Here is a 16,445-nt window from a genome sequence, read left to right as displayed (position 1 = left end):
ATAGCAACGGTATACGGCCACTTTCTCGACTCGGTGGCGTGATGGGACACACATTTGGGTCATTCGGCTCGCTGGCCTGTTTTTTGCGCCCTGCCCCCCCGGACCCTGCAGGCGATGGTGCTACATCTATACTCTGGCACGTTTTGACTCAGGTCTCGCTACCTCCACATCATGCGAATTTTCAAGCGTCTGCTCCGCTGGGCACTGATCCTGGCCTTCTCGGGACTGCTGCTCGGCGTAGCCGCGATCGGCGTCGCCTACTGGCTGATCGCCCCCCGCCTGCCCAATGTCGACGAGCTGAAGGACTACCGCATGCAGGTGCCGCTGCGGGTGGAGAGCGCGGACGGCAAGCTGATTGCCACGTTCGGCGAAACCCGGCGCATCCCGGTCGACATCGGCAAGGTGCCCGACCGCCTCAAGCACGCGGTGTTGTCGGCCGAGGACGCCGATTTCTACTCGCATCCGGGCTTCGACTGGCACGGCATCGCGCGTGCGGCATGGCACGTGATCATCTCCGGCGGCGACAAGGGCTCCGGCGGTTCCACCATCACCCAGCAGGTCGCGCGCAACTTTTTCCTGAGCCCCGAGAAGCTCTACTCGCGCAAGCTCACCGAAATCTTCATTGCCGTGCGCATGGAGAACGAGCTGACCAAGGACCAGATTCTGGGCCTCTACCTCAACAAGATGTTCCTGGGCCACCGTTCCTACGGCGTGGCCGCCGCCGCCGAGTATTACTACGGCAAGACGCTGGACCAGCTGACGATCGCCGAGTGCGCCGCGATCGCATCGACCTTCCAGCTGCCGTCCGCGGTCAACCCGATCAATCACCCGGCCCGCATGCTGGCCCGCCGCAACTGGGTGCTCGGGCAGATGCTCGAGCACCGCTACATCAGCAAGGCCGAGTACGCGCAGGCGATCAAGGAACCCAACGGCGCCTTCGCGCACGAGCAGCCGATCGAGGTCGATGCGCCCTATCTGGCCGAGATGGTGCGCCGGCAGGTGCTCGACCGCCTGGGCAACAACGCACTCACCGACGGCTACGTGGTGAAGACCACGCTGCAGAGTGCGCGGCAGACTGCCGCCGTCGACGCGCTGCGCGATGGCCTGGTGGCCTACGACCGCCGCCACGGCTGGCGCGGCCCCGAGGCGCACTCCGACCTGCCCGGCGGCGCAGATACCGCCGCCCTCGACAACCTGCTGGCCGGCTACAGCAGCGTCTCCGGCCTGCAGCCGGGCGTGGTCACCGCCGTCTCGCCGACCGCGGCCACGGTGTACCTGTCCAGCCATGACAGCGCCACGCTCGACCTGGCCGCCGTGGGCTGGGCACGCCCCTTCATCAGCGATTCGCGCGTGGGCGCACCGCCCAGGCGCGTGGACAGCGTGCTCAGGCGCGGCGACATCATCCGCGTGTCGCGCAACGACAAGGGGGCATGGGAACTGGCGCAGATACCCAAGGTGCAGGGGGCACTCACCTCGGTGGACCCCGAGGACGGCGCCATCCAGGCGCTGGTCGGCGGCTTCAGCTTTGCGCAGAGCAAGTTCAATCGCGCCGTGATGGCCGCCCGCCAGCCCGGATCGAGCTTCAAGCCCTACATCTATTCGGCGGCGTTCGATCGCGGCTTCACGCCCGCCTCCATCGTCAACGACGCGCCGCTGGCGCTGCCCGACCCGTCCAAGCCCGGCGGGCTGTGGACGCCGTCCAACGACGACGGCAAGTTCGACGGGCCGATCCGCCTGCGCGAGGCGCTGGTGCAGTCCAAGAACCTGGTGTCCGTGCGCCTGCTGGACGCGATCGGCGTGCGCTATGCGCGGGAGTACGCCACCCGCTTCGGCTTCTCGCTCGATGCGCTGCCGCCCAACCTGTCGATGGCATTGGGCACCGCCTCGGTATCGCCCATGGGCATGGCACGGGGCTACGCGGTGTTCGCCAACGGCGGCTACCTGGTGAAGCCCTATTTCATCCGCGAAATCGACGACCGCGACGGCAAGCCGGTTTACCTGGCGAATCCGGCACGGGCGTGCCGCTCGTGCCAGGAGCGCCTGCTCGAGACCAGTCCGCCCGGCCCGCCGCCGGCCGAAAGCGCAACCGCCGCCAGCACCGCCGCCGATCCGGCCGCCAGCGGCAGCGCGGCCGTCGTGGGCGATGCGATACTGCCCAGCGACACCCACGACAACGCCCAGGCGCCGCCGGTGCTCGCTCCGCATGTGATCGGCATCCGCAATGACTACCTGGTGACCTCGCTGATGAAGGACGTGATCCTGCGCGGCACGGGCGCGGCGGCACGCGCACTGGGGCGCGAGGACCTGGCCGGCAAGACCGGCTCGACCAACGACCATCGCGATGCATGGTTCGTCGGCTTCAATGGCGACCTGTCCACGGCAGTGTGGGTCGGCTTCGACGATTTCAGCTCGCTCGGCCGCTCCAACGGCGTCGGCGAGTTCGGCGCGCAGGCCGCGCTGCCGATCTGGATGGAGTACATGGGCAGCGCGCTGAAGGGATTGCCGGAGAACATGCTCTCCATGCCGCCGGGCATCAGCACGCTCATCATCGACCGCAGCACCGGCCTGCCCGCGCCGGCGGGCGACACCAACACCATGCCGGAAATGTTCAAGGTGGAAGACCTGGACAAGCTGCGCAAGCAGGCGGCCCAGCAGCAGGAGCAGGACAAGCAGCACGCCTACGACATTTTCTGACGTACCGGGTAGGATCGTGCCGCGCCCGCCGCCCCCGACGGGCGGCGACCTACCCGATGAGGAGGAGCGTGACATGGCCCGAGGCGAGCACCACCGCATCCACGCCCATGACCGCCTGCAGCGCAACCGGCTGCGCGTCGCCCAGGAAGCCGCTCGCCTGATGAGCGAGCACGGCATCCGCGACTTCCATCACGCCAAGCTCAAGGCGTCCGAGCGACTGGGCATCCTCGACACGCAGAGCCTGCCGCGCAACGACGAGATCGCGCAGGCTCTGCGCGAACACCAGAGGATCTTCCATGCCGACACTCAGCCGCAGCGGGTGCGCCGCTGCCGCGAGGCCGCGATCGAGGCGATGCGCTTCCTCGTCGCCTACCAGCCGCGCCTGGTCGGCGCAGTGCTGGAGGGCACGGCAGACGCACACTCGGCCGTGTGCCTGCATCTGTTCACCGACGATCCGGACGACGTGCTGCGCTTCCTGGACGAGCACGGCGTCCCGTTCGAAAGCCAGACCCGGCGCCTGCGCCTGCGCCGCGAGGAGACGGGCGAATACCCGGTGCTGCTGTTTTCCGCCGACGGCCTGCCGTTCGACCTCACCGTGCTGCCGACCGATTCCCTGCGCCAGCCGCCGCTGGACCGCATCGACGAAAAGCCGATGCGCCGCGCCAGCGTGACCGCCGTCGAGCAGATGCTGCGCGAGGGATGCGACGACGGGCTGGAACGCAAGCTTGCCGCACTGCGCTGACAGCGCATCCCGCCGAATAAACAACGCCCCGGCATGCCGGGGCGTTTTCCCAGGCGCCCGGGGGGCGGCGTGCGCCGCTCCGGGACGTCGCGCTCAGCGCTTGGCGGCGGGAATGAAATCGCGCGGCACGGCGCCGGTATAGACCTGCCGTGGTCGGCCGATACGCGCGCCCGGGGTTTCGTGCTGCTCGATCCAGTGCGCGATCCAGCCGGCGGTGCGGGCGATGGCGAACATCACGGTGAACATCTCGGTGGGAATGCCCAGCGCCTTGTAGATGATGCCCGAGTAGAAATCGACGTTCGGGTAGAGCTTGCGCTCGACGAAGTAGTCGTCCTTCAGCGCGGCCTCTTCCAGCTTCATCGCCACGTCCAGCAGCGGATCGTTGACGCCGAGCTCGGCCAGCACCTTGTGGCACATCTCGCGGATGATCCTGGCGCGCGGGTCGAAGTTCTTGTAGACGCGGTGACCGAAGCCCATCAGGCGGAAGTTGTCGTTCTTGTCCTTCGCGCGCCTGACCGCCGTCTCGACCTTGTCCGGCGTGCCGATCTCCTCGAGCATCTTCAGCACCGCCTCGTTGGCGCCGCCATGTGCGGGGCCCCACAGCGCGGTGATGCCCGCCGCGATCGATGCGTACGGATTGGCACCGGTCGAACCGACCAGACGCACGGTGGAGGTAGAGGCGTTCTGCTCGTGGTCGGCGTGCAGGATGAACAGCAGGTCCAGCGCCTTGGCCGCCACCGGATTGAGCATCAGCGGTTCGCTGGGCACCTCGAACATCATGTGCAGGAAACGGGTGACGTACTCGAGGTTGTTGCGCGGATAGCGCATCGGCCAGCCGATCGAATAGCGGTAGGCGGCCGCGGCGATGGTCGGCATCTTGGCGATCAGGCGGATCGCCGCCAGCCTGCGGTCGTCCGGGTTATCGACGTCGAGATCGTCATGGTAGAACGCCGATAGCGACGCCACCGAGGCGGCCAGCATGGCCATCGGATGGGCGTTGTGGTGGAAGCCCTGGAAGAAGTTCTTCAGCGACTCGTGCATCATCGTGTGATGCGTGATCTGGTGCTCGAAGGCGGCGAACTCGGCCTGCTTCGGCAGCTCGCCGTTGAGCAGCAGGTAAGACACTTCCAGGAAGTTCGAGTGCTCGGCCAACTGCTCGATCGGGTAGCCGCGGTAGAGCAACACGCCCTCGTCGCCATCGATGTAGGTGATCGCGCTCCGGGTGCTGGCGGTGCTGCCGTAGCCGGGATCGTAGGTGAAGTGGCCGGTGTCCCTGTACAGCGTGCCCAGATCGATGCACGACGGACCCAGCGTGCCGGTCACCAGGGGCAGCTCGCTGCTGCGGTTGTTCGACTCGTCGGTCAGCTTGACGATCTTTGCATCGGGCACGGAAACCTCCTTCACGTATGTCACCGCCGCCGGGGCCGCAGGGCGGCTCCGGCTGGCGAGGGAATCGGGGCAGCGGCAACGGGGCCGGCGCTGCGGCAGGCGCCGTGGCGCCTGGGCCCCGAATTATCGCATAACGCCATCGCCGACATGCGTTGGCGGATGGTCGAGTGGCAGGCACAAAAAAGCACGGGGCAGACGTCGGTCTGCCCCGTGCTCGATGCCTGCTCGACCGGCGCCGCGGCGCCGGTCGGAATCACTGCAAGTCTTACTTCTGCGCGTAGCGGCGGCGGAACTTGTCCACGCGACCGCCGACGTCCAGGGTCTTCTGCTTGCCGGTGTAGAACGGGTGCGAATGGCTGGAGATATCCACCTTGACCAGCGGGTACTCGTTGCCGTCCTCCCACTTGACGGTTTCCCTGGCGGCAATCGTCGAACGCGTCAGGAACGCGAAGTCGGACGAGAGGTCCTGGAACACCACTTGGCGGTAGTTCGGATGGATATCGGGCTTCATGACGGGCTCAAAGCGGTGGGTGAAAAGAGCGGTATTGTACAAACCCGGCCCAGCACGGGTCAACCCGAAGCGCTACGGCGCGCCGAGCGCCCGGCGCACCATGGCGGCGAAGCGCTCCGCGTCGAGCTCCATGACGATATTGGCGTTGGCCGGACGCTGCAGCCGCCCGGCCCAGTCGACCACGGTGGCGCCGCGGGTCAGCCGGCCGTCCAGTTCCACGGCCACGTGGCGGGCCTCGCTGCGGGTGACGATCGACGGATCGATCGCCACGGCCATCGCCAGCGCATCGGCGGCGATCACCCCGCGGCGCCCGCGGCTGCGGTTGAATGCCCGCGCCGTGCCGAACACCTTGCCGAAAAACCCGGCGCGCGCGTCGCCGGCGGCGAGCCAGCGATCGAAGGTGTCCTCGCCGAAGGCGTAGCGCAGGGTCGCCTCCCAGTCGATCAGGTCGAATTGCGGGAACGCCTCGAACACCACGTGCGCCGCCTCCGGGTCGAAGCCGACGTTGAACTCGGCCGGCACCTTGCCGGTATTGCCCAGGCCGGTCACCGCGCCGCCCATCACCACCAGCCGCGCGACGCGTTGCGGCAGCGCCGGGTCCAGCCGCAGCGCCAGCGCCAGGTTGGTCAGCGGCGCCAGCGCCACCAGGGTGAGCTGACCGGGGTGCTCGCGGGTCAGGCGCAGGATCGCCAGCGCGGCGGCCTCGTCTGCGGCCGCCGCCGTCGGCTCGGGAAAGCCGACATCGCCGAAGCCGTCGCTGCCGTGCACGAAGGAGGCATCCTCCTCGGGCATGCGCACCAGCGGCCCCGGGCAGCCGGCGAACACCGGCGTGGCGGCGCCCATCAGGTCGACCAGGGTGCGTGCGTTGCGCACCGTATGGGCGAGGCCGACGTTGCCGGCGGCGACGCTCAGGCCGACGACGTCGGCATGGGCGTACGCCATCAGGATGGCCAGCGCGTCGTCGACGCCCGGGTCGGTATCAATCAGGAATTTCGGCTGGCTCATGGACCGTCCCGTATCGGCAGAGCCGGTCAGCTTAAGCGCAAGGCGGGCGGCGGGACAACGTGCGCTTCACGCGTGCGCGTAGCGTGCCGCACCGCCGATCCAGCGCTCGATGAGCTGTTCGGCGGCACGCGGATGCTCGCGCAGCATCGTCTCGCCGACTTCATGCACGGCGTCCAGCAGGTGCGCGTCGCGCGCCAGGTCGGCGATGCGGAAGCTGAGCTGGCCGGTCTGCCGTGTGCCCAGCACTTCGCCGGGGCCGCGCAGCTCGAGGTCCTTCTCGGCGATGCGGAAGCCGTCGTTGGTTTCGCGCATCACCTGCAGACGCTCGCGCGCCAGCTGGCCGATCGGCGGCTGGTACAGCAGCACGCAGTTGGAGGCGATCGCGCCGCGGCCGACGCGTCCCCGCAGCTGGTGCAGCTGGGCCAGGCCGAGGCGTTCGCTGTTCTCGATCACCATCAGGCTCGCGTTGGGCACGTCCACGCCCACCTCGATCACCGTGGTGGCCACCAGCACGGCCAGTTTGCCGGCCTTGAAGGCGTCCATCACGGCCTGCTTGTCCTTCGGCTTCATGCGGCCATGGATGAGGCCGACGCCGTGGTCGGGCAGCGCGGCGGAAAGCTCCGCGTGCGCCACCTCGGCCGCCTGCGCGCGCAACTGCTCGGACTCCTCGATCAGCGTGCACACCCAGTACACCTGCCGGCCCTCGCCGCACGCGCCGGCAATGCGTTCGATCACTTCCGCACGGCGCGCGTTGGACACCGCCACGGTCTGTACCGGCGTGCGGCCGGGCGGCAGCTCGTCGATGGAGGACACGTCGAGATCGGCGTACGCGCTCATCGCCAGCGTGCGCGGAATCGGCGTGGCGGTGAGCACCAGCTGGTGCGGCACCTGATCGCCTTCCAGCCCCTTGTCGCGCAGGGCCAGGCGCTGGTGCACGCCGAAACGGTGCTGCTCGTCGACGATCACCAGCCCGAGTCGGCCGAACGCGACGCCCTCCTGCATCAGCGCGTGGGTGCCGACCATCACCGGCGCGCCCTCCGCCATGCGCTTGAGCGCCTGCTGGCGCGCCCTGCCCTGCACCTTGCCGGCCAGCCATTCGACGGCGATGCCCAGCGGTTCGAGCCAGTGGCGAAAGTTGCGCAGATGCTGCTCGGCCAGCAGTTCGGTCGGCGCCATCAGCGCCACCTGGTAGCCGGATTCCACTGCGGCCAGCGCGGCCAGCGCGGCGACCACGGTCTTGCCCGAGCCGACGTCGCCCTGCACCAGGCGCAGCATCGGCTTGTTGCGGGCGATGTCGTGCACCACCTCGTCCGTCACCCGCCGCTGGGCCGCAGTCAGGGTGAACGGCAGTGACGCCATCAGCTGTGCACGCAGCCGACCCGTGCCATCCAACGCGGGCGCGCGCCGCATGCGCACGGCCGCACGCATGCGGCGCAGGCTGAGGTGCTGGGTCAGCAGTTCCTCGAAGGCCAGCCGCTGCTGGGCCGGGTGGACACCGAGCGTGAGCTGGCCAAGATCCGCATCGGCCGGTGGCCGGTGCACGTAGAGCAGCGCCTCGCGCAGCGAAGTGAGCCCGTGTTCCGCGCACAACGGCGGCGGAATCAGCTCCAGCGCCGCCTCGGGCGGCAGCAGCGCCAAGGCTTTGGCGATCACTCCCGCCAGCCGCTTGATCCCCAGTCCCTCGGTGGTGGGATAGACCGGCGTCAGCAGCTCGTTCATCGCCGCCGGCGCGCTGCCGGCCAGCCGTTCGTACTGCGGATGGACCATTTCCAGCCCCTGGTTGCCCAGCCGCACCTCGCCGTAGCAGAGCAGGCGCGTGCCGGGCTTGAGCAGCTCGGCCTGCGCACGATGGAAGTGGAAGAACCGCAGTTGCAGCGTCTCGCGCGAATCGTCGCTGATCGCCACCTTCAGCTGCGGGCGGAAGCGGAATCCACGCTCCACCGCATCCACCACGCCCTCGACCTGGGCGCGGTCGCCCGGACGCAGGTCGGCGATCGGCGTCAGGCGGGTGCGGTCTTCATAGCGCAGCGGCAGGTGGAACCACAGGTCCTGCACGCGCTCCAGCCCCAGCCGCGCCAGCGCCTCGACCAGCGCGGGGCCGACGCCGGGCAGGCTGGCGACCGGCCGCAGGCCGGGGGTGTCCGTGGATGACAGGGCGGCGGCGTTTCGGGCAGGCATCGCGCAAGCCTAACGGAGGTGGCGCGCCTGCTGCAGCGGTGACGGCCGCGGCGTGCGTGGGTATCGGCCGCGCGACGGGCTCAGTCGAGCACCATCACCGCATCGACCTCGACCTGCGCCGCCTTCGGCAGGGCCGAGACCTCGATGGTGGAGCGCGCCGGATACGGCGTCCGGAAGTACTCGGCCATCACCGCGTTGACCTCGGCGAAGTGGCCCAGGTCGGTGACGTAGATGCCCACGCGCACGATCTGCGCCAGCGAACCGCCGGCCGCCTCGGCCACCGCGGTGAGGTTGTCGAACACGCGCCGCGTCTGCACGCGGATGTCGCCCTCGACCAGCGCGCCGGTGGCCGGATCGAGCGGGATCTGGCCGGAAAAATACACCGTGTTGCCAGCGCGGACGGCCTGCGAATACGGGCCGATGGCGGCGGGCGCGCGCTCGGTGGCGATGATGCTGCAGGACATGGGCAACCTCGAGTGGAGAAAACACGATTATGGTAGGAGCGCACCCTGTGCGCGAAGGCTTTTGGCTCTGGTCTCCCATCGAAGCAAGAGCATTCGCGCCATCAAAGCCAAAAGCATTCGCGCACAGGGTGCGCTCCTACAGAGGGTAGCGGTGCGCCCCGCTGACCACGCCGGTGCGGCGCACGCGGCGGATCACTTCGGCCAGGTGGCGGCGGCTCTTCACTTCCATCGTGAACAGCAGCGTGGCGGCGGCGGCATCGCGCTCGACGTATTCCACGTTCTCGATGTTGGAGTCGGCATCGGCGATCGCCGCGGCGACGGTGGCCAGCACGCCGGGACGGTTGATGACCTCGATGCGCAGCTCGGCGCGGTAGTCGCCCTGCACGTCGCGATCCCATTCGATCGACACCTTGCGCTCGGGCTGCTTGCGCAACTCAGCGACGTTCGGGCACTCCTCGCGATGCACCACGATGCCCTTGCCGGAGGAGAGGTAGCCGACGATCTCGTCGCCCGGCAGCGGATGGCAGCAGTTGGCGAAGCTGAGCACGCCGCGCTCGGCGCCGGTGATGCGGATCTTCTCGGTGCTGGCCGGCGGAACCAGCGCGCGCGAGCGCTTGCCGCGGGCGGCCACCAGCTGCGCGGCGACCACGTCGGGCATGCGGTTGCCCAGCGCGATATCGGCCAGCAGCTCCTCCAGCCGATGCAGCTTGGCCTCGGCCAGGAAACGGTCCAGCAGCGTCGGCGTGATGGCGTCCAGGCTGCTGCCCAGCGCGTCGAGCGCGCGGTCGAGCATGCGATGACCGAAATCGACCGCATCCTCGTGCTGCAGGTGCTTGAGGAACTGGCGGATCGCCGTGCGCGCCTTGCCGGTGACCACCGACTCCAGCCACGCCGGATTGGGCACCGCCGACGGCGCGGTGATGATCTCCACCAGTTGGCCGGACTCCAGCCGCGTACGCAGCGGCACCAGCTTCTTGTCCACGCGCGCGGCCACCGCGTGGTGGCCGACATCGGTATGCACGGCGTAGGCGAAGTCCAGCGCGGTGGCATTGCGCGGCATCGAAAGAATGTCGCCGCGCGGGGTGAACAGATAGACCTCGTCCGGAAACAGGTCGATCTTGACGTTCTCGATGAACTCGCTGGACGACGCCGTGTTGGCCTGGCTGTCGGCCAGCGAGGAGAGCCATTCGCGCGCGCGCGCCTGCGCGCTGTTGGCCGGACCGGAGTCGGTCTTGTAGGCCCAGTGCGCGGCCACGCCGCGCTCGGCCACCGAATCCATCTCGGCGGTGCGGATCTGCACCTCGATCGGCGCGCCGAATGGCCCCAGCAGCACGGTGTGCAGCGACTGGTAGCCGTTCGCCTTGGGAATCGCGATGAAATCCTTGAAGCGGCGGTCCACCGGCTTGTACAGCGTGTGCACCGCGCCCAGCGCCATGTAGCACTGCATCGCGCTGTCGACCACCACGCGGAAACCGTACACGTCCATCAGCTGGGCAAAGGTCTTGTGCTCGTTGCGCATCTTCGAATAGATGCTCCACGGCGACTTGATCCGCCCCACCACGCGCGCCGCGACGTGCTCGGACGCCAGCCGCTGGGTCAGCGCCGTCTCGATCTTGCCCATCGCCTCACGCCGGTTGCCCAGCGCGGCGCGGATGCGCTCGCTGATCACGCGGTAGCGGTCCGGATACAGGCCGCGGAAACCCAGATCCTGCAGCTCGGCCTTGAACTTGTTCATGCCCAGCCGCTGGGCGATCGGCGCGTAGATCTCCAGCGTCTCGCGGGCGATGCGCCGACGCGACGACCCATCCTTGGAACCCAGCGTGCGCATGTTGTGCAGGCGGTCGGCCAGCTTGATCAGGATCACCCGGATGTCGCGCGCCATCGCCAGCAGCATCTTGCGGAAACTCTCCGCATCCGCCTCCTGCCGATTGCTGAAGCGCATCTTGTCGAGCTTGGTGACGCCGTCGACCAGCTCGGCCACGGTCTCGCCGAATTCACCGGCCAGTTCGGCGCGGCTGAGCTGGGTGTCCTCCAGCGTGTCGTGCAGGATCGCCGCGATGATGGTCTCGGCGTCCAGCCACAGTTCGGCCAGGATGGCGGCGACGGCGATCGGATGGGTGATGTACGGCTCGCCGCTCTTGCGCGCCTGTCCGGCATGCGCCACGGCACCGACGCGGAAGGCGCGGGTCACGCGCTCGACCTGGTCGGGGGGAAGGTAGGTCAGTCGATCCTTGAGTGCCAGCACGTAGTCCGGCAACACCGCGGCTTCCGAAGGATCCGCCGCGGCAATGGGCGCGGGAATGCGCTGCCCGCTCAGACAGGCACCCCGTGCCCGGGAGCCATCGCGCCAGCCGTCCGAACGGCAAGACCGTGTCGGCGGGCGGCAGCCCGCGAGGCGCGACCATGCATCGGGCAACCGTCGAGCATGCTCAGTCGTCCCCGCCCTTGGACAGATCGTCATCCACTTCGGCCGCCGCCCACTCCAGCGCCTCGCGCTCGGCGCGCTCGCGCTCGGCCCGGTCGATCTCGTCGATGGTGGCCTGATCGATACGGCGATCGGCGATTTCGCGCAGCGCCAGCACGGTCGGCTTGTCATGATCGGGATTGACCGCCGGATCGGCGCCCTTGGACAACTGGCGAGCGCGCTTGGTCGCCATCAGCACCAGTTCGAAACGGTTGTCGACCACCTCAAGGCAGTCTTCCACGGTAATGCGTGCCATGCGAAATCCTCAGGCGGTAAAGCAACTTGGAAGGTCGTTCAGTGTATCGGAGCGCACGCTTTGCTGGCAATCGGCCAGCACGTATGATGCCCGGTTGCTTCGCCTGCCATGGGCGAAAGCGTGGCGAAACCGTGCATAAGTGCATAATATAAAACCAGGCAGTACACTTTCACCCATTCCCCCGGCTCTGCAACGGATTCGAGACCGATGCCCCACCCAAGACTCCTTCCCTGGCTGCGCCGCGCGGCCGTTCTCGGCGCGGTCGCGCTGCTCGCCGGCTGCGCCGTCGCCAAGCCGCGTACCGACGACCCGCTGGAGAAATACAACCGCAAGGTCTATGCGTTCAACGACGCAGTCGACCAGGCGGTGATCCGCCCGGTCGCAGTAGGCTATCGCAAGGTCACCAACCCGCCGGTGCGCCGCTCGATCGGCGATTTCTTCACCAATCTTCGCCAACCCGTCACGGTCGCCAACGACCTGCTGCAGGCCCGGCCAAGGCAGGCACTGCAGAGCACCGGACGCTTCCTGGTCAACCTGACCCTGGGTATCGGCGGCCTGTTCGACCCGGCCAGTTCGCTGGGGTTGCCGCTGCAGCAGACCGATTTTGGCATCACCCTGGCCCGCTGGGGCGTGCCGGAAGGCGACTACATCGTGCTGCCCTTCCTGGGGCCATCGACGGTGCGCGACGTCTGGCATGTGCCGGTGGACGGGTATTTCTTCGACCCGCTGACGATCTATGCCCGCAACCACAGTTACCATTACGGCCAACAGTACATCCCGCAACTGGTCTACCTGGTGAACCTGCGCTCGCGCGCATTCGATGCCGAGAGCTTTCTCAAATCGGCCTACGATCCGTATGTATTTGTGCGCGATGCCTACCGCCAGCGCCGGCTCTACAAGATCTACGACGGCAACCCGCCGACGAGCGTGATCGACCGGATGCAGGGCCTGGATCAGGACAACTTCGATCCCGACCAGTTGCTCGAAGAGCAGCACCAGTGGGAAAACAAGCATCCGGACCAGACCAACCCGTCCGGCGGCAAGGGCTGACTGCGCGCGCCGACGGGCGCGGACAGCGGACAGCGAAAAGGGCCCCGCGGGGCCCTTTCTCGTGGCGTCGGACGGCCATCCTCAGGCAGTGAGCAGATCCTCGACCTCGCACACCTGGGCCAATGCACGCAGTCCGTCGGGCAGATGGCGGACGGTCAGCGCCCGGCCATGCGCGCGGACATCGGCCAGCACGGCCAGCACGCACGCCAGGCCGGCACTGTCGCCGCGCTCCACACCGGCCAGATCCAGCGCCGTGAACACGCCCGCGGCGAGCTTGTCGCGCAGTGCCCGCAGCGCGGCGTGGGCGGTGTCGAACGTCAGCACGCCGCTCACCGCCAGCGTGCCGTCGCTGCGCGACTCCAGCTGGAAGGAGGCGGGCGGGCTCACGATGCCTTGCCGCCCTTTTCCATCGACTTGAGCGCGTCTTCGCCGCGGGACTCGAGGTTGGCGATCAGCTTGTCGATGCCGACCTTGCGAATCTCGGCATCCACCTGATTGCGATAGTTGGTGACGTAGGAGATGCCCTCGATGATCACGTCGTAGGCCTTCCAGTCGCCGCCGCGGGTCTTGCGGAAGGCATAGTCGACGGCGACCTTCTTGCCGTCCTCCAGCACCACCCGGGTGCGCACCACGGTGCGCTTATCGTTGAGGTCGCCATTGAACGGCAGCACCACCACGGCACCCTTGGTGTAGTTGAGCAGCCCCTCGGCATAGCGGTTGGTGATGGAGTTGTAGAACGCCTTGGCAAAGCGCTCGCGCTGTTCCGGCGTGGCCTCGCGGGCATGCTGCCCGAGCACCAAAATCGAGGCGTAGTCGATGTCGAAGTGCGGCAGGAAGATGTCGTCGATGACGCCGATGAGCTTCTGCTTGTTGTTCTTCAGCTCGTCGCGGTGACCGGCGATGGCGGTGTCCAGGTCGTGCGCGATGGTCTGCACCACCTGCTCGGGGGTCTTCTGCCGGGCGGGGGCCGCCGCCGCGGCGGTGTCCTGCGCGAGTGCCGGGGCGGCCAGCGAGGTAACGAAGGTCAGGGCGAGAGCGAGTGCCAGGGGACGCAGCATGGGGAAACTCCTAGGGGAGAGAATCATAAATCGCGCGATCACTTCGCGCCGGCGGCGGGCTTGTTGCCGCCCTTGTCGCCGGGCGAGCCGTTGACCAGGAACTTGCCGATCAGGTCCTCCAGCTGCATTGCGGACTGGGTGAGGATCATCTCGTCACCGTCCTTGAGCATGTCGGGGGAGCCGCCGGGCTGGATCGCAACGTACTGGCTGCCGATCAAACCGCTGGTGAACACCGCCGCCGAGGAGTCGTCGGGGATCTGGTCGTACTTCCTGTCGATCGCCAGGGTCACCAGCGCATCGAGCTTGACCGGATCGGCCTGCACTGACTGCACGCTGCCGATCGCCACGCCGGCCATCTTCACCGGGGCGCCCGGCGACAGCGTGCCGACGTTGCTGAAACGCGCCTTCACCGCATAGGTGCCGCCGAGATTGTCGGCCACCGCGCCGGCACCAAAGAACTTGCTCAGCATCGTCTCCAGCGGCTCGGCAGACTTGCTCAACGCCAGCGTACCGCCGTCGGCGACGAACTTCTTCGAGCTGCCGAACTGCAGTCCCACGTACTGGTCGCCGAGCAGTCCGCTGGTGAACACGGTGGCCACCGAGTCGAGCGGGATCCGGTCGTACTTCCTGTCGATCGAGAGGGTGACGTCGGCCACCTCCTTGCCGGGCTCCAGGACGATGGACTGCACCTGCCCCACGCGCACGCCGGCGATCTTCACCGGGGCGCGCTCCTTGAGCTGGCCGACGTTGGCGAAATGGGTGGTCACCGTGTAACTGGCCCCCTGGTGCACGTTGGCGACCGAGGTGGTCTGCGTGGCCAGGTAGGCCAGCGCGGCAAAGCCGAGCACGATGAACAGGCCGGTGCCGACGGCATAGGATTTTCGCTGGGTCACGGCACGATCCTCGAGGCGGAAGAAACGGAAAGGGTCACGAAGGGAGTCACATCAGGAAGGCGGTGAGCACGAAGTCCAGCGCCAGGATGGCGATGGACGAGGCCACCACGGTACGGGTGGTGGCATAGGCCACGCCTTCGCTGGTCGGCGGCGTGGTGTAGCCCTGGTACACGGCGATCAGCGAGACCACCGCGCCGAACACCAGGCTCTTGTAGATCACGCCGTTGACCACGTCCTTCCACACGTCGACGGTGGAAGTCATGTTCGACCAGAACGTGCCGTTGTCGATGCCCAGCCAGGTCACCCCGACCAGATGACCGCCGAAGATGCCGAGCGCGCAGAACACGCAGCACAGCAGTGGCATCGCGATCAGACCGGCGAGAAAGCGCGGGGCGACGACGTAGGCGATCGGGTCCACCGCCATCATCTCCATCGCGGCGATCTGGTCGGTGGCGCGCATCAGGCCGATCTCGGCGGTGATCGAGGTGCCGGCGCGGCCGGCGAACAGCAGCGCGGTGACCACCGGCCCCAGCTCGCGGTAGATCGCGATCGCCACCACCGTGCCGCTGGCGGCGGTGCCGCCGAAGATCGACAGCACGTAGTACAGCTGCAGGCCCAGCACCATGCCCACGAACAGGCCGCAGGTCATGATGATGGTGAGGCTCATCGCGCCGGTGAACCACAGTTGGCGCACAGTCTCGCGACCGTGGCGGAAACTGCGTGGCACGGCGGCCAGGATGGTCAGCAGAAACAGGCCGCAGGCGCCGATCTGTGCCAGCGCCTCGGTCACCGCGTTGCGTTGGGGCTGTGCGCTCATGCCTGGCTCCGCGGAAAACCGAGCGACCGGGCGTAGTCGCCCGCCGGATACTGGAACGGCACCGGGCCATCCGCCTCGCCGCCGAAAAACTGCCGCGTCCACGGCGAGCCGTCGTCGGCGATGGTCTTCGGGTCGCCCTGCGCCACCACCTTGCCGTTGGCGATCAGGTAGATGTGGTCGGCCACCTGCTTGATCGCGTCCAGCTCGTGCGCCACCAGCACGCTGGTGATGCCGAGCGTGGCGTTGAGCGTGCGGATCAGTTTCAGCACCTGGTTCAGCGCGATCGGATCGAGCCCGACGAACGGCTCGTCATAGAGGATCAGCATCGGGTCGAACACGATCGCCCGCGCCAGCGCCACGCGCCGCGCCATGCCGCCGGACAGCTCGCTGGGCATCAGCGCCGCCGCGCCGCGTAGCCCCACTGCCTGCAGCTTCAGCAGCACCACGTTGCGGATCAGTTCTTCCGGCAGGTCGGTGTGCTGGCGCAGCGGGAAGGCGACGTTCTCGAACACGTCGAAATCGGTCAGCAGGGCGGAGTTCTGGAACAGGTAGCCGATCTGCTCGCGCAGCTTGAACAGCTTTTCGCGCGACAGGCCCGCCACGTTCCGCCCGTCCACCCACACCTCGCCGCGGTCGCCGTGCATCTGGCCGGTGATGTGCTTGAGCAGGGTGGTCTTGCCGGTGCCGCTGGGCCCCATGATCGCGGTGATCCTGCCGCGGGGGATGTCCAAGTCCAGCGCATCGAAGATGGTCTTGCCGTTGAGCACCGTGGTCAGGCCACGGACGCGCACCAGCGGTTCGGCGTCGGTCGGCATGCGGACGGGTTCGGTCATGGGAGGCGGGGTCGGCCAAAGATGGACAAGGTAATGCAACGCCGCGGATGGCGCCATCGCGCGGCGGCGTGTCGCAGACCGCCGGCACTGG

General features: G+C 67.9%; 15 protein-coding genes. 3 read left to right on the top strand and 12 right to left on the bottom strand.

The features are described from left to right. Positions 1-171: 171 nt before the first annotated feature. The gene (locus tag ACO2Q2_RS07925; RefSeq protein WP_423255217.1) at positions 172-2,694 is read left to right on the top strand and encodes a penicillin-binding protein 1A; all 2,523 of its coding nucleotides are present in this window, start codon (positions 172-174) and stop codon (positions 2,692-2,694) included. 73 nt (positions 2,695-2,767) lie between these two features. Further along, positions 2,768-3,436: a hypothetical protein gene (locus ACO2Q2_RS07920; RefSeq protein ID WP_423255216.1), complete on the top strand. Its 669-nt coding sequence runs from the start codon at positions 2,768-2,770 to the stop codon at positions 3,434-3,436. 93 nt (positions 3,437-3,529) lie between these two features. Here the strand turns inward: ACO2Q2_RS07920 and ACO2Q2_RS07915 are convergent, their stop codons facing one another. The 7 genes from ACO2Q2_RS07915 to rpoZ all read right to left on the bottom strand — a co-directional run bounded on the left by ACO2Q2_RS07915 (position 3,530) and on the right by rpoZ (position 11,703). Further along, positions 3,530-4,825: a citrate synthase gene (locus ACO2Q2_RS07915; protein ID WP_423255215.1), complete on the bottom strand. Its 1,296-nt coding sequence runs from the start codon at positions 4,823-4,825 to the stop codon at positions 3,530-3,532. Positions 4,826-5,090: 265 nt separating this feature from the next. Next, a complete protein-coding gene (locus ACO2Q2_RS07910) occupies positions 5,091-5,336 on the bottom strand; it encodes a type B 50S ribosomal protein L31 (protein ID WP_423255214.1) in 246 nt (81 codons plus the stop codon). Positions 5,337-5,408: 72 nt separating this feature from the next. Further along, positions 5,409-6,341, bottom strand: coding sequence for a nucleoside hydrolase (locus ACO2Q2_RS07905; protein ID WP_423255213.1), 933 nt, complete (start codon positions 6,339-6,341; stop codon positions 5,409-5,411). 66 nt (positions 6,342-6,407) lie between these two features. Next, on the bottom strand, positions 6,408-8,519 hold the full coding sequence (gene recG / locus ACO2Q2_RS07900; protein WP_423255212.1) for an ATP-dependent DNA helicase RecG: 2,112 nt from the start codon (positions 8,517-8,519) through the stop codon (positions 6,408-6,410). 80 nt (positions 8,520-8,599) lie between these two features. Further along, positions 8,600-8,983 carry a RidA family protein gene (locus ACO2Q2_RS07895; protein WP_423255211.1) on the bottom strand — a complete coding sequence of 128 codons (384 nt, stop codon included), beginning with the start codon at positions 8,981-8,983 and terminating at the stop codon, positions 8,600-8,602. 136 nt (positions 8,984-9,119) lie between these two features. Further along, positions 9,120-11,273, bottom strand: coding sequence for a RelA/SpoT family protein (locus ACO2Q2_RS07890; protein WP_423255281.1), 2,154 nt, complete (start codon positions 11,271-11,273; stop codon positions 9,120-9,122). A gap of 139 nt (positions 11,274-11,412) precedes the next feature. After that, positions 11,413-11,703, bottom strand: a complete 291-nt coding sequence (gene rpoZ, locus ACO2Q2_RS07885; RefSeq protein ID WP_423255210.1) for a DNA-directed RNA polymerase subunit omega — start codon at positions 11,701-11,703, stop codon at positions 11,413-11,415. 207 nt (positions 11,704-11,910) lie between these two features. Between rpoZ and ACO2Q2_RS07880 the strand changes: the two genes are divergently transcribed. Next, positions 11,911-12,753, top strand: coding sequence for an MlaA family lipoprotein (locus ACO2Q2_RS07880; RefSeq protein ID WP_423255209.1), 843 nt, complete (start codon positions 11,911-11,913; stop codon positions 12,751-12,753). 81 nt (positions 12,754-12,834) lie between these two features. Here ACO2Q2_RS07880 and ACO2Q2_RS07875 read toward each other — a convergent pair whose 3' ends face one another. Genes ACO2Q2_RS07875 through ACO2Q2_RS07855 form a run of 5 tightly spaced genes read right to left on the bottom strand, consistent with a single transcriptional unit; the run spans position 12,835 to position 16,354 of the window. After that, positions 12,835-13,140: an STAS domain-containing protein gene (locus tag ACO2Q2_RS07875; protein WP_423255208.1), complete on the bottom strand. Its 306-nt coding sequence runs from the start codon at positions 13,138-13,140 to the stop codon at positions 12,835-12,837. Further along, a complete protein-coding gene (locus ACO2Q2_RS07870) occupies positions 13,137-13,811 on the bottom strand; it encodes an MlaC/ttg2D family ABC transporter substrate-binding protein (protein ID WP_423255207.1) in 675 nt (224 codons plus the stop codon). The genes ACO2Q2_RS07875 and ACO2Q2_RS07870 overlap by 4 nt, the downstream gene beginning before the upstream one ends. Positions 13,812-13,849: 38 nt before the next feature. Further along, the gene (gene mlaD / locus ACO2Q2_RS07865) at positions 13,850-14,704 is read right to left on the bottom strand and encodes an outer membrane lipid asymmetry maintenance protein MlaD (RefSeq protein WP_423255206.1); all 855 of its coding nucleotides are present in this window, start codon (positions 14,702-14,704) and stop codon (positions 13,850-13,852) included. A gap of 46 nt (positions 14,705-14,750) precedes the next feature. Then, positions 14,751-15,521 (bottom strand): lipid asymmetry maintenance ABC transporter permease subunit MlaE, encoded by a 771-nt coding sequence (mlaE, locus tag ACO2Q2_RS07860; RefSeq protein ID WP_423255205.1) that lies wholly within the window; start codon positions 15,519-15,521, stop codon positions 14,751-14,753. Next, entirely contained in the window at positions 15,518-16,354 is an 837-nt protein-coding gene (locus tag ACO2Q2_RS07855; protein WP_423255204.1) for an ABC transporter ATP-binding protein, read from the bottom strand. Before ACO2Q2_RS07855 ends, mlaE begins: the two co-directional genes overlap by 4 nt. Positions 16,355-16,445 lie beyond the last annotated feature (91 nt).

It is taken from the genome of Dyella sp. KRB-257 (assembly GCF_049445995.1).
Lineage (GTDB): Bacteria > Pseudomonadota > Gammaproteobacteria > Xanthomonadales > Rhodanobacteraceae > Dyella_A.
Note: the sequence above shows the minus strand (reverse complement) of the source record. Positions and strands in the feature narration are given on the sequence as shown.